The sequence below is a fragment of the Sphingomonas sp. BL-S-29 genome (assembly GCF_055521495.1).
The window spans coordinates 3,090,324-3,103,616 of sequence record NZ_CM145482.1; the positions used below are offsets into that span (position 1 = coordinate 3,090,324).

Below are 13,293 nucleotides of genomic sequence, written 5' to 3' on the forward strand. Positions count from 1 at the left end.
TCATGACCGAAAAGGCGGGGCCGAGCTTCGCCGCTCTCTTCGCCGCCCTACCGGTCGCCGTCATGGTGATTGATCCGGAGGGGCGGGTCGCCTTCGCCAATGCTGAATGCGAGGCCCTGCTCAACCTGTCCGAGCGCGCGATGCGCGGCCAGCCGCTCGACAGCGTGCTGACGCCGCCGGGCGAGCCGAGCCGACGCGACAATCAGGGCTTTTCCGCTTTCGATGCCGAAATCGAGGTCGCGCGTAGCGGCCGGATCATGGTCGACTATATCGAGGCGAGGGTGCCCGATCATGCCGGGTGGCGGTCCATCACGCTGCATCATGGCGCCACCTCGCGGCGGATGGGCCAGTCGGTCGATCGCGCGTCGGCGGCGCGCGCAGCGATCGGCGCAGCGGCGATGCTCGCGCACGAGATCAAGAACCCGCTCTCCGGCATTCGCGGCGCGGCCCAGCTCATCGCCGGCGATGGCGACGGCACCGAGGAACTGACCACGCTCATCACCACCGAGGTCGACCGGATCGCCGCGCTGATCGACCGGATGCAGGACTTCACAGATACCCGCCCGCTGAGCCTCAACCCCGAGAATATCTATCCGCTGCTCGATCACGCCCGCCGCGTCGCGCTGGCCGGGTTCGCCCGGCATGTGACGATCGACGAACGCTTCGATCCGTCGCTGCCACCGGTGTTGACGGACCGCGACGCTATTCTCCAGGTCGTGCTCAATCTCATCAAGAACGCGACCGAGGCGATGTCCGAACAGGCGGATGCGCGCATCACGCTTGCCACTGCCTATCGTCACGGCATGGCGGTCAGCCCGGCACCGGGCCGGCCGCGCCAGCCGCTGCCGATCGAGATCTGCGTGATCGACAATGGCCCCGGCGCGCCCGAGGACATTGCCGACCATCTGTTCGACCCGTTCGTTTCGGGAAAGCCCGAGGGGCAGGGGCTTGGCCTTGCGCTGGTCGACAAGCTGGTGCGCGACATGGGCGGGATCGTGCAATATGCCCGGGAAGGATCGCCGCCCCAGTCGGTGTTCCGCATCCTGCTGCCCCGAGGATCAACGTGAAGAGCACCGCATGAAGAACCAGGGCACCATCCTGGTCGTCGACGACGATTCGGCGATCCGTACCGTCGTTGCACAGGCGCTGCGCCGTGACGGCCACCGCGTCACCACCGCGGCGAGCCTGGCCGAACTGGACGTACAGCTCGCGGCGGGGCTGCCCGACGTGCTGATCACTGACGTCGTTCTGCCTGACGGCAATGGCCTCGACCGCGTCGAGCGGCTGACGGCCGACTATCCCGGCCTGCCGGTTATTGTCTTTTCCGCCCGCAATACCCTGACCACCGCCGTGCGCGCGACGGAGGTCGGGGCTTACGACTATCTCCCCAAGCCGTTCGATCTCGATGTGCTCGCCCGGGCAGTCCAGGGGGCTCTCGCCCGAGGCCCCGGCGCGCCGGAGGAAGGCCAGGACGAGGTCGATTCGGCGCTCCCGCTGATCGGCCGCTCCCCGGCGATGCAGGATGTCTACCGGATCATCGCGCGCGTCGTCTCGAACGACCTGACCGTGCTGATCTCGGGCGAATCGGGCACCGGCAAGGAACTCGTGGCCCGCGCTATCCACGATCTTGGCCCGCGCCGACGCTCGCCTTTCGTCGCGCTAAACATGGCGGCGATCCCGCGCGAGCTGATCGAGGCCGAGCTGTTCGGCCACGAACGCGGCGCCTTTACCGGGGCCCAGGCGCGCTCCGCCGGCCGATTCGAGCAGGCGGAAGGGGGCACACTCTTCCTCGACGAAATCGGCGACATGCCGATGGAAGCCCAGACCCGGCTGCTCCGCGTGCTTCAGTCGGGCGAGTTCACCACCGTCGGCGGCGCACGCACGATCCGCGCCGATGTGCGCATCGTCGCCGCGACCAATCGCGATCTTGCCCAGCTCGTCGCGACCGGCCTGTTCCGCGAGGATCTGTTCTACCGCCTCAACGTCGTGCCGGTCAGTCTCCCGGCGCTCCGCGCCCGGCGTCAGGACATCGCGTTGCTCGCGCGCCATTTCCTCGATCGCGCTGCGGAGGGCGGCCTGCCGCGCAAGCAGCTCGATGCGGCGGCCATCACGTCGCTCGAAAGCTATGACTGGCCCGGCAATGTCCGAGAGCTGGAGAATATCATGCGTCGCATCGCCGTGCTGAGCCGCGACGAACGGATCGGCGCGGACGAGGTGCGGGCGATGATCGGCGCGTCATCCTCTTCGCAGCCGGCCATGCCCGGCGATCCGGGCATCGAAGCGGCGATCCACGCCCGACTCGAACGGCTCGCGCGAGAGGAACCGGCGGCGCTCGACGACGGCAGCCTCTACGATCGCATCATCGGCGAGGTCGAACGCCCGCTGATCGAGGCGCTGCTCGCTCGCCACGGCCAGAACCAGTTGCGGGCTGCCCGCGCGCTCGGAATCAACCGGAATACCTTGCGCAAACGCCTCGATACCTTGGGCATCGATCCCGATGCTGGGCGATCGGGCGGTAGCGATACGGGTTGACCCGTGCGGTTTGTGTGTTTTCCTTGCAACAAAATGTTGTATTGAAGACACGATGACGGCCGACGCGGCTCCCGCGAAAATCAAGAAACCGCTGGGTTTGCGCTTCAGCGTGACGCCGTTCGTCGAATTGCTGGTGCTGGCCGGCGCGGCCGTGATCGCCACCATCAGTTATTTCGTCATCAGCGGCGGGGCGAATTCCCCGACCTTGCTCACGCCGTCGCTCGTTGCCTTGCTGCTGGTGTCGAACCTGCTGCCGGGTGTTGCCCTGCTCGTCCTGCTCGGACGGCGCATCGCGATGCGCCGCGCCGCCCGGTCGCCGATCGGCGGCAAGGGGCGGCTGCACGTCAGGCTCGTTGCGCTGTTTTCGGTGATCGCCGCGGTGCCGACGCTGCTGGTGGTCGTGTTCGCGTCGCTGCTGTTCCAATATGGCGTCGAATTCTGGTTCTCTGACCGGGCTCGCGGCATGCTCGAAAACGCGTCGACCCTGGCGCAGGAAAACTATCGCGCGGAACTCAACCGGGTCAGCAACGAAACGACGACGATGAGCGGCGACCTGGCCGATTATCTGGGCGCCAACCCGCTGGATGAGAAGCGTTTCTCCCAATATTACGGCTATCAGGTCTATCGCCGCAACTTGTCCGAGGCAGTGATCGCGAGAGTCGGCTCGGATGGCCAGACGCGTGTGCTCGCGATGGTCAACCTGTACGATCGGCCGCTCGACAAGGTCATCACGCCGCAGATCGTGGCCAGGATCAACGCCGGCGCGCCGAGCGTGATCCTGCAGAGCAAGGACCGTGCAGCAGCGGTGGTGAAGCTCGCTTATGGCGACGATACGTACCTGTACGCGGCCCGCATCTTCGATCCCCAGCTCAGCAATCAGCTCAAACGCGGCCAGACGATCCTGACCGATTATCGGACGCTTCAGACTCGGTCGCGGTCGCTGCAGCTCAGGTTCAACGCAGCCCTGCTGTTGATCTCCCTGCTGATCGTCGGTGTGGCGGTGTGGATCGCGCTGGAAGTCGCCGATCGTCTGGTCCGCCCGGTCGGCGAGCTTGTCGCCGCGGCGCACCGCGTCGCGACCGGCGATCTGACGGCACGCGTCCCGATGCCCAAGACCGATGACGAGGTCGGCACGCTCGGCACTGCCTTCAACCAGATGACGGGACGCCTCGAGGAACAGACCGGCGCGCTCGAAAGCCGGCGCGCGCTGATCGAGGCAGTGATGTCGGGCGTCACCGCCGGCGTCATTTCGATCGCCGGCGACGGCACGATCCGCCTGATCAACCGCTCGGCCGCGATGCTGCTCCATACCGGCGATGAGGATCTCGTGGGCCGCCCGCTCGCTGCGATCTCGCCCGAGCTCGACGCGCTCATTCGCGGCGAGTCACGCGAATCGATCGTCGAAGTGGATGTCGAGGGCGAGGCTCGCACGCTCGCGGTGAAGATCGCGCGCGCGGATGAAGGGCCGATCCTGACCTTCGACGACATCACTGGCCAGTTGCTCGACCAGCGCCGCGCCGCCTGGGCGGATGTCGCCCGCCGCATCGCGCACGAGATCAAGAACCCCTTGACGCCGATCCAGCTCGCCGCAGAGCGGCTCCAGCGCCGCTACAACAAGCAGCTGCCGAACGACGACGGCACCTTCACCCGCCTGACCGAGACGATCGTCCGCCAGGTCGGCGATCTCCGGCGGATGGTCGACGAATTCTCGTCCTTCGCGCGTATGCCCAAGCCGACCTTCCACGACGAATCGCTGCTCGATATCGCGCGGCAGACCTTGTTCCTGCACGAGGTCGCGCATCCTTCGATTCGCTTCGACCTGGTGCACGAGGATACCGGGCCAATGCTGGTGTGCGATCGCCGCCAGATCGGCCAGGCCTTCACCAACATCGTCAAGAACGCCGTCGAGGCGATCGACGCGCGCGGGGAGGGGGAAGAAGGCGCCATCACCATGACGCTCGCCCAGAAGGACAATGCGGTGATCGTGTCGGTCGCCGATGACGGTGTCGGCCTGCCTGCGGCGCGCGAGCGCCTGGTCGAACCCTATGTGACGACCCGCGCCCGCGGCACCGGCCTCGGCCTCGCGATCGTCAAGAAGATCGTCGAGGAACATTGCGGCACGATCGGCTTCACCGACCGCGAGGGGGGCGGCACGGTGGTCATGATGATCTTCGACACGGCATTGCTGGCGGCAATGGATACGGGGGGCCGTGACACGGCCGAGGAGGAAGACCGCCGCACTCCTGAACTCACGCGAAATCGGACCTGAATCATGGCACTCGACATCCTCATCGTCGACGACGAGCACGACATCCGCGAACTGGTGGCGGGGGTCCTGGAAGACGAGGGCTATGAAACCCGCGGCGCGGCGGACAGCGATGCCGCGCTCGAAGCAATCTCCGCCCGGCGCCCCTCGCTGGTGCTGCTCGACGTCTGGCTTCAGGGCTCGCGCCTCGACGGGCTCGAACTGCTCGACGAGTTGAAGCGCCGCGATCCGTCGATTCCGGTGCTGGTCATTTCCGGCCATGGCAATCTCGACACCGCCGTCGCGGCGATCCGGCGCGGTGCCGCCGATTTCATTGAAAAGCCGTTCGAGGCCGAGCGCCTGTTGCTGATGGTCGCCCGAGCGACCGAGACCGAGCGGTTGCGGCGCGAAGTGGCGTCGCTACGCGCCTCGGTCGGCGCCAATAACGATCTCACCGGCAGCTCGGCCGCGATCAACGGCGTGCGCGCCACGCTGAAACGCGTCGCCTCGACCGGCAGCCGCGTGCTGGTGATGGGCGCGGCCGGCGTGGGCAAGGAAGTTGCGGCGCGCCTGCTCCATGGCTGGAGCCAGCGCGCCGGCGCGCCCTTCGTCATCGTCAGCGCGGCGCGCATGACGCCGGAGCGAGTCGAGGAAGAGTTGTTCGGGGTAGAGGAGGGGGGGCAACTCGTCCGTTCCGGCCTGCTCGAACAGGCGCATGGCGGCACCCTGTTCCTCGACGAGATCGCCGACATGCCGATCGCGACTCAGGCGCGCATCCTGCGCGTGCTGACCGACCAGAGCTTCACCCGCGTCGGCGGCCAGCGAGTCGTGAAGGTCGATGTCCGCGTCGTCTCGGCGACGGCGCGCGACCTCACGCATGAAATTGCCGAGGGCCGGTTCCGCGAGGATCTCTATTACCGGCTCAACGTCGTGCCGGTGCTGATCCCGGGCCTTGCCGAGCGGCGCGAGGATATTCCCGCGCTGGTCGCGCATTTCATCGCGCACTACGCCTCGGAACGCCGCGTGCCGACGCCGGAGATCGCGCCTGACGCCATGGTCGCACTGCAGAGCTATGAGTGGCCCGGTAATGTCCGCCAGCTCCGCAACGTGGTCGAGCGGACCGTCATCATGGCGCCCGGCGACCGGATCGGCCGGATCGATCTCGACCTGTTGCCCGCCGAAGTGCTCGGCGATCCCGGCGAGATGGGCGGCAGCACCAATGCGATCATGGGCTCCCCGCTGCGCGAGGCGCGCGAGACGTTCGAACGCGAATATCTCCGCATCCAGATCCGCCGTTTCTCCGGCAACATCTCCCGCACCGCGAGCTTCATCGGGATGGAGCGTTCCGCCCTCCACCGCAAATTGAAGCTGCTCGGGATCACGGAAACGCGCGACGAGTAGTGGACGAAAGCGGCCTTCGTCCCTAGATTGGTCCTACCGCGCTCAGGGAGCGCGCATCCGACGCCGGGAACCCGGCGCATCGCGGGAAAACCACCCGCCAAGAACAAAGGATCGACCGATGGCCGACAAGCAGACTTCGCTGCAAGACCTGTTCCTCAACGCCCTGCGGCGTTCGAAAACCCCGGTGACGATGTTCCTCGTCAAGGGCGTGAAACTCCAGGGCATCGTGACCTGGTTCGACAATTTCTCGGTGCTGCTCCGCCGCGACGGCCAGTCGCAGCTGATCTACAAGCACGCCATCTCGACGATCATGCCCTCGGCCACGGTCGATGTGGCGGCGATCGTCAATGCGGTGGGCGAAGCGCAGAAAAAGGCGCCGCTGCTTCAGGAGATCTTCCTGAACGCAGTCCGCAAGTCCGACGACAATGTCACCATGTTCCTGGTCAATGGCGTCATGCTGCAGGGCCAGATCGCCGCGTTCGATCTGTTCTGCATGCTGCTCCAGCGCGATGGCATGTCGCAGCTCGTCTACAAGCATGCGGTGTCGACCATCCAGCCGGCGCATCCGTTGAATTTGGCTGATGAAACAGCAGGTTCGGAAGACGATTGACCACAGGTTTCGAACGTGATCGCGACGAGTTCGCGCGGGGTGCGCGGGCCGTCGTGGTCTATCCCGAGCATGGCGTATCCTCGCGCGACGCCGCCGCGCGCCTTGAGGAGACTGCCGGTCTCGCCGAGGCGATCGGTGTGGTCGTGGCGGAAAAGGTCGCTTTCCGCGTCCGCCAGGCCAAACCCGCGACCCTGATCGGGTCGGGCCAGGTCGAACAGCTCGCCGCGACGATCCGCATGGAAGAGGCGGGGCTCGTCGTGTTCGACGCGCCACTCACGCCGATCCAGCAGCGCAATCTGGAAAAGGCGCTCGAAGCCAAGGTCATCGACCGCACCGGCCTGATCCTCGAGATCTTCGGCGAACGCGCCGCGACCGCCGAGGGGAGGCTGCAGGTCGAACTCGCGCATCTCGACTACCAGGCCGGCCGCCTCGTGCGCAGCTGGACTCACCTCGAACGCCAGCGCGGCGGCTTCGGCTTTCTCGGCGGCCCGGGCGAAACCCAGATCGAGTCGGATCGCCGCCTGATCCGCGACCGCATGGCGCGGCTGCGCAAGGAACTCGACCAGGTCACGCGCACGCGCGGCCTGCACCGCGACCGGCGCCAGCGCGCGCCCTGGCCGGTGATCGCGCTGGTCGGCTATACCAATGCCGGGAAATCGACGCTTTTCAATCGGCTGACGGGCGCTGACGTCATGGCGGAAGACCTGCTTTTCGCCACGCTCGACCCGACCCTGCGCCAGATCTCGCTGCCCGGGATCGACAAGGCGATCCTGTCGGACACGGTGGGCTTCGTCTCCGAACTGCCGACTCAGCTCGTCGCCGCGTTCAAGGCGACGCTCGAGGAAGTGATCTCGGCCGACCTGCTGATCCATGTCCGCGACATCGCGCATCCCGACAGCGCCGCCCAAAAGGCCGATGTCGAAGCGGTGCTGACCGAAATCGGCGTGGCCATCACCACGCCGCGGATCGAAGCGTGGAACAAGCTCGACCTGCTCGACGAAGACGAGCGCACCGAACGGGTGGGGGAGGCGGAGCACCGCGCCGACGTCGTGGCGCTCTCGGCCATGACCGGGGAAGGGGTCGACACCCTGATCGACAAGGTCGCCGCGCTGCTGACTCAGGCCCATCGCCGCTACCGCATCGAGCTGGCGGCATCCGACGGGGCGGGGGCTGCCTGGCTGCACCAGCATGGCGAGGTGATCTCGCAGGAAATCGAAGACGACAGCGCGGTTTACGAAGTCCGCATGGCGGAACGCGACTTCGAACGCTTCAACCAGCGCAACGATTGATTCGGCGCGCCGCGCCAATCGACTGACGATTAGCGGTAACGCTGCGGGTCAATTTTCGTCAAACCTCCTAAGCGAGCGACCTCGTCCACAACCGGCATCAATTTCGTTGGTTGATTGCACCCAATAAATACCGATGAGTAGCGATAGTCCTTGCCCGTAGCCATTTCCATTTCAAGTAACTGACAATGAGAAACTATCTCGTCTGGGTCGTCCCAAGACTCCATGGAAAATTCCCAGAGTTTAGCCTGTGCGACCAGCATATTCAGATCCGCCATTTGCTTCTCGGATAGGGAAGAACGGCGGACTGGAATAGGGTCCCACCTGTTTTCGGTGCGGCGATTGGTGCCGCCTGTTCTGATGTCGCCTGTGCCGTCGAGATTTTCCGTAATGAAGACGTATCGGTAGAAAGCGCTATGGCCTTCGGTAAACACGAAGCGCATGACCCGCTTATGCTTTCCAGCAAAATCTCGCCATAGCGGCCGCTGCCCTTGATGCTTCAGGCGGCAAGCGGACCACCCTATTTCCGGAAAGTTCTCATAAGCCTCATCGGGGTAGATGCCACATCCCCTCTTTGCCTGTGACTGGCTAGCTGAACCCAAGGCCAGGAAAGCAAAGGCCAAGTAGCCAAAAATTCTAACGGGACGAATAACGGTTTTCACCCTGCCAAACCCCTGGAACTACTCAGTCGCCCAAGATGTTCACATTATGTTCGCACGGTCAAGTGTGATTGAGGCCGCGTTTGCGTAACGCCTCATGATTTCTCCGCGCGCTTCGCCGACACCCAAAGCTCTTCCTTGGCCTCCAGATCCAGCCCGGCAAACGCATCGCCGGCCTCAGCCTCCATCGCCTTGAAACGCCGCTCGAACTTAGCGTTCGCCAACCGCAACGCCGCCTCGGGGTCGACGCCGAGATGCCGGGACCAGTTCACCACCGCGAACAGCAGGTCGCCAATCTCTTCCTCGCGCTCGGCGGAAGAGGCTGCTTCGATCTCGGCGATCTCCTCGTCGATCTTGGCCCGCGCGCCCGATGGATCGGGCCAGTCGAACCCGGTGCGCGCCGCGCGCTTCTGCAGCTTCTCGGCGCGGAGCAAGGCGGGCAAGCCGACCGCGACGCCGTCCAGCGCGCCGGCATCGCCCTTGGCTGCGCGCTCGACCGCCTTCAGCCGCTCCCAATGCTGCTCATGGCCGCCACCGCTGTCGCCGACGACATGCGGGTGCCGGCGTTCCATCTTGTCGCTGATCGACGCCACGACGTCAGGCAAAGCGAACAGCCCGGCTTCCTCGGCCATGCGGCTGTGGAACACGACCTGGAACAGCAGGTCGCCAAGCTCGTCCTTGAGGTCGGCCATGTCGCCACGCGCGATCGCGTCGGCGACTTCATAGGCTTCCTCGATCGTGTACGGCGCGATCGTGGAGAAATCCTGCGCGACATCCCAGTCGCAGCCATGCTCCGGATCGCGCAGCCGCTCCATGATCGCCACGAGACGCTCGATGTTGGAAGGGCCGATATCGGAAGGACGGCTCACGGACGGGGGAGTCCTGCCCCGGCCATATCCGCTAGTTCGATAATACACATTATGTTAAATTCAGACAGGATCAAAATAGCCCCCTCACGGTGCCTCATCAGCCGAACAGACCGCCAATCGCGGCCCCGGTGCCCATCGCTTGCTGCCACAGCACCACCAGAAGGAACGCGACGCCGAAGATCGCGACCCAGGCCAGCGCCATCTTGAACACGTCGCCGATCGGCAGCCGACGCGCCATCAGCGCGGACAGCGGCAGCAGCAGGATCAGCAGATAATAGATCACATCGGCGGACTGGTCGGTCACGGCATCACCTCCATGCCGTCATACCCCGGTTCAACCCCGGCCGGAAGCGCGGCGCGCAAGGTCGCATAGTCCATCGACTGATCCATATGGATGAACGCGGCCCGGCGCGGCTGCAGTTCCTCGATCCACCCAAGCACGGTCGGCACATCGGGATGAGTCGGGTGCGGCCGATAGCGCAGCGCATCGACGATCCACACGTCCAGGCCCTCATAGAGTGTCCGCATATCGTCGGTCATGATATTGAAATCGGTGGCGTATCCGATCGATCCCGCGGCCGTGTCGAAACGCAGACCCGCCGACAGGATCGTCCCGTGCGGCTGGTCGGTCACCCGCACGGTGATGTCGCCGATGGTGATCGCATCGGGCAGCGCCTCCATCGCGACGGTCGGCGGATACTCGTCATGCCCGAGGAACGCATAAGCGAAGCGCTGGACCAGCGCGTCCCAGGTCGCGGGCCGCGCCAGCCCGCGCACCGGATGGCCCATCGCGTGATAGACTTGCCGCAGATCATCGACGCCGTGGCAATGATCGGCATGGTCGTGAGTCCAGATGACCGCATCGACCGTCGAGACATTGGCCGCGAGCAGCTGCTCGCGCATGTCCGGGCTCGTATCGATCAGGATCCGGGTGGTGTCGGTTTCGACCAGGATCGAGGCCCGCGACCGCCGGTTGCGCGGCTCAGCCGGATCGCAGGCGCCCCAGTCATTGCCGATTCGCGGCACCCCAGACGAGGTGCCGGATCCGAGGATCCGGACCTTCACGCCCCTGCTCTCACGCGCGGGTCTTGGCGAACAATGTGTGGAAGTTCGCGGCCGTTCGCTCGGCCAGCACTGACAATTCCTCGCCGCGCAGCTTCGCTAGGAAAGCCGCCGTATCCGCCACGAATGCCGGCTCGCCCGTCTTCCCGCGATTCGGCACGGGTGCGAGGAAAGGCGCGTCGGTCTCGATCAGCAGCCGCTCGATCGGCAGCCGCGCCGCGGTCTCCTGCAGATCCTTCGCGTTCTTGAACGTCACGATGCCGGAAATCGAGATATAAAGGCCCAGGTCCAGCGCGATATCGGCAAAACCGCCGCTCGCCGTGAAACAATGGATCACGCCGGGATAGGCGCCCTTCCCCATCTCCTCGCGCAAGATCTCGGCCGTATCCTCCTCGGCGTCGCGCGTGTGCACGACGATCGGCAATCCGATCTCGCGCGCGGCGGCGATATGCGCGCGGAAGCTCGCGCGCTGCCGGTCGCGGTCGCTGTGATCATAATAATAATCGAGCCCGCTCTCGCCGATCCCGACGACGCGCGGATGCGCCGCGCGCTCGATCAGCTTCGCCGTGCCGACATCGGGATGCTGGTCCGCCTCATGCGGATGGATGCCGACCGTCGCCCAGACGTCGGGCTCGCGCTCGGCCGTGCCGATCACCGCGTCCCATTCGCTCTCGCGCGTCGCGATGTTGAGCATCGCCGAGACGCCCCGGGCCCGCGCCCGCGCCAGGATTTCGGGCTGCTGCTCGGCCAGCCCCTTATAGTTGAGGTGACAATGGCTGTCGGCGAACATCAGGCCTCCGTCAGCTCCAGCCGCGGGAACACGCCGCTCGGCGCCGGCAAGGGCGTGCCCGCCACCACCGCCATGCCCAGCGCGTCGAAGTCGCGCGCCGCGGCGTCCTGGCCCAGCAGGTCGAGCAGCCGGTCGGCACCGTCCGGGATCGCCCAGCGCGCCATCACCGCGATCCGCCGGATCGCCTCGATCGTCAGGTGCAGAATGGCATCGGCGCGTTCCGGATCGGTCTTGCGCACGCTCCACGGCGCCGCATCGGCAAAATACTGGTTGGCGTCCCGCGCCGCGGACCACACTGCCTCGAGCGCATTGTGGATAGCCAGATCCTTCATCGCCTCGTGCAGCGCCGCCTCGGCTGCGGTAACGCTGGCAAGCAGCGCTTCGTCGGCTTCGGTGCGCGCACCGGCGGGCGGCACCTTGCCATCGCAATTCTTCGCGACGATCGACAGGCATCGCTGCGCCAGATTGCCGAGATTGTTCGCCAGGTCCGCATTGCACCGCGTCACGATCGCTTCTTCCGAATAGCTCCCGTCCTGGCCGAAGCTCACTTCGCGCAGCAGGAAGTAACGCAAGGCATCGACCCCGAAACGCTCGACCAGCTCCATCGGGTCGGTGACGTTCCCGACGGATTTCGACATCTTCTCGCCCCGGTTGAGCAGGAAGCCATGCCCGAACACCTGTTTCGGCAGCGCCAGCTTCGCCGACATCAGGAAAGCCGGCCAATAAACGGCATGGAATCGCACGATATCCTTGCCGATCACGTGCAGATCGGCCGGCCAGTAGCGCGCCATGTCGGCATCATTATCGGGATAACCCGCCCCGGTCAGATAATTGGTCAGCGCGTCGACCCAGACATACATCACATGCCCCGGGCTGCCCGGCACCTTCACGCCCCAGTCGAAGCTGGTGCGCGACACCGACAAATCGGAAAGTCCGCCCTCGACGAAGCGCATCACTTCGTTGCGCCGCGCCTCGGGCCGGATGAAATCGGGCTGGGATTCGTACAGGTCGAGCAGCGGCTGCTGATATTTCGACAAGCGGAAGAACCAGGTTTCCTCGACCGTCCATTCGACCGGCGTGCCCTGGGGAGAGACTTTGCCCCCTTCCCCCTCCACGAGTTCCTTCTCGTCGTAGAACGCCTCGTCGCGGACCGAGTACCAGCCCTCATATTTGTCCCTATACAGGTCGCCGGCCGCTTCCATCGCCCGCCAGATCGCTGCGCTGGCGGCGTGATGGCCCGGCTCGACGGTGCGGATGAAGCGATCGTACGAGATGTTCAGACGATCATCCATTTCCTTGAAATAGGACGACATTTCATCGGCGAGCGCGCGCGTCTCCACATCGCGGTCGCGTGCCGTCTGGACCATCTTCAGGCCATGCTCGTCGGTCCCGGTCTGGAACCGCACGTCGCGCCCCGCCTGGCGGTGATAGCGCGCGATCGCGTCGGTCGCGATCGCCTCATAGGCATGGCCGATATGCGGCCGCCCGTTCGGATAGCTGATCGCGGTGGTGATGTAATAAGGCTGACCCATGCCCGGCCTCCTAGCGCGGTTGCCGGGCGATTAGAACACCCAACGGGTTTTGGTGGTTAAGGGAATCGGATCAAGTCGGCGGCATGTTGAGGCCGATCTATCCGGCGAACAGATATTAAATCCACTATCGGATACGAATGTTATTCGAAACAATACCGTGAAATAATCCGGCATATCGTCAGCCTTATCCACAGATTCATGAAGATGTCTGGCTTTATTAAATAAAAATGATGCGAAAATGACAAGGTTGTATTGATTGTGTTACAGTCACTGTAACATTTCTGACCATCATCATCTGTAGCGGCCT

Annotated in this window: 12 protein-coding genes; 6 read left to right on the forward strand and 6 right to left on the reverse strand. The window is 64.9% G+C overall.

Features of this window, described 5'->3' with window-relative positions; all coding sequences use genetic code 11:
- The first annotated feature begins 2 nt into the window (after nucleotides 1-2).
- The 6 genes from ACZ1I2_RS14750 to hflX all read left to right on the forward strand — a co-directional run bounded on the left by ACZ1I2_RS14750 (nucleotide 3) and on the right by hflX (nucleotide 8,077).
- Nucleotides 3-1,067: a two-component system sensor histidine kinase NtrB gene (locus tag ACZ1I2_RS14750; RefSeq protein ID WP_465176737.1), complete on the forward strand. Its 1,065-nt coding sequence runs from the start codon at nucleotides 3-5 to the stop codon at nucleotides 1,065-1,067.
- 10 nt (nucleotides 1,068-1,077) lie between these two features.
- Nucleotides 1,078-2,532, forward strand: coding sequence for a nitrogen regulation protein NR(I) (ntrC, locus tag ACZ1I2_RS14755; RefSeq protein WP_465176736.1), 1,455 nt, complete (start codon nucleotides 1,078-1,080; stop codon nucleotides 2,530-2,532).
- A 52-nt stretch (nucleotides 2,533-2,584) separates the two neighbouring features.
- Nucleotides 2,585-4,801: a sensor histidine kinase gene (locus ACZ1I2_RS14760; RefSeq protein ID WP_465177136.1), complete on the forward strand. Its 2,217-nt coding sequence runs from the start codon at nucleotides 2,585-2,587 to the stop codon at nucleotides 4,799-4,801.
- Nucleotides 4,802-4,804: 3 nt separating this feature from the next.
- Nucleotides 4,805-6,178: a nitrogen assimilation response regulator NtrX gene (gene ntrX / locus ACZ1I2_RS14765; protein WP_465173384.1), complete on the forward strand. Its 1,374-nt coding sequence runs from the start codon at nucleotides 4,805-4,807 to the stop codon at nucleotides 6,176-6,178.
- A 118-nt stretch (nucleotides 6,179-6,296) separates the two neighbouring features.
- Nucleotides 6,297-6,788, forward strand: a complete 492-nt coding sequence (gene hfq, locus ACZ1I2_RS14770) for an RNA chaperone Hfq (RefSeq protein ID WP_443025211.1) — start codon at nucleotides 6,297-6,299, stop codon at nucleotides 6,786-6,788.
- Nucleotides 6,785-8,077 (forward strand): GTPase HflX, encoded by a 1,293-nt coding sequence (gene hflX / locus ACZ1I2_RS14775; RefSeq protein ID WP_465176735.1) that lies wholly within the window; start codon nucleotides 6,785-6,787, stop codon nucleotides 8,075-8,077. Before hfq ends, hflX begins: the two co-directional genes overlap by 4 nt.
- Nucleotides 8,078-8,106: 29 nt before the next feature.
- Here hflX and ACZ1I2_RS14780 read toward each other — a convergent pair whose 3' ends face one another.
- The 6 genes from ACZ1I2_RS14780 to metG form a co-directional block, all read right to left on the reverse strand.
- Nucleotides 8,107-8,736: a hypothetical protein gene (locus ACZ1I2_RS14780; RefSeq protein WP_465173382.1), complete on the reverse strand. Its 630-nt coding sequence runs from the start codon at nucleotides 8,734-8,736 to the stop codon at nucleotides 8,107-8,109.
- Between the two features lie 92 nt (nucleotides 8,737-8,828).
- Entirely contained in the window at nucleotides 8,829-9,548 is a 720-nt protein-coding gene (gene mazG / locus ACZ1I2_RS14785) for a nucleoside triphosphate pyrophosphohydrolase (RefSeq protein WP_465181665.1), read from the reverse strand.
- 151 nt (nucleotides 9,549-9,699) lie between these two features.
- On the reverse strand, nucleotides 9,700-9,906 hold the full coding sequence (locus ACZ1I2_RS14790) for a hypothetical protein (protein WP_465173380.1): 207 nt from the start codon (nucleotides 9,904-9,906) through the stop codon (nucleotides 9,700-9,702).
- Complete coding sequence (locus tag ACZ1I2_RS14795; RefSeq protein WP_465173379.1) at nucleotides 9,903-10,667, reverse strand: MBL fold metallo-hydrolase; 765 nt, start codon at nucleotides 10,665-10,667, stop codon at nucleotides 9,903-9,905. The genes ACZ1I2_RS14790 and ACZ1I2_RS14795 overlap by 4 nt, the downstream gene beginning before the upstream one ends.
- Nucleotides 10,668-10,677: 10 nt before the next feature.
- Nucleotides 10,678-11,454 carry a TatD family hydrolase gene (locus ACZ1I2_RS14800; protein ID WP_465173378.1) on the reverse strand — a complete coding sequence of 259 codons (777 nt, stop codon included), beginning with the start codon at nucleotides 11,452-11,454 and terminating at the stop codon, nucleotides 10,678-10,680.
- Complete coding sequence (gene metG, locus ACZ1I2_RS14805; RefSeq protein ID WP_465176733.1) at nucleotides 11,454-12,986, reverse strand: methionine--tRNA ligase; 1,533 nt, start codon at nucleotides 12,984-12,986, stop codon at nucleotides 11,454-11,456. Before metG ends, ACZ1I2_RS14800 begins: the two co-directional genes overlap by 1 nt.
- Nucleotides 12,987-13,293: the final 307 nt, after the last annotated feature.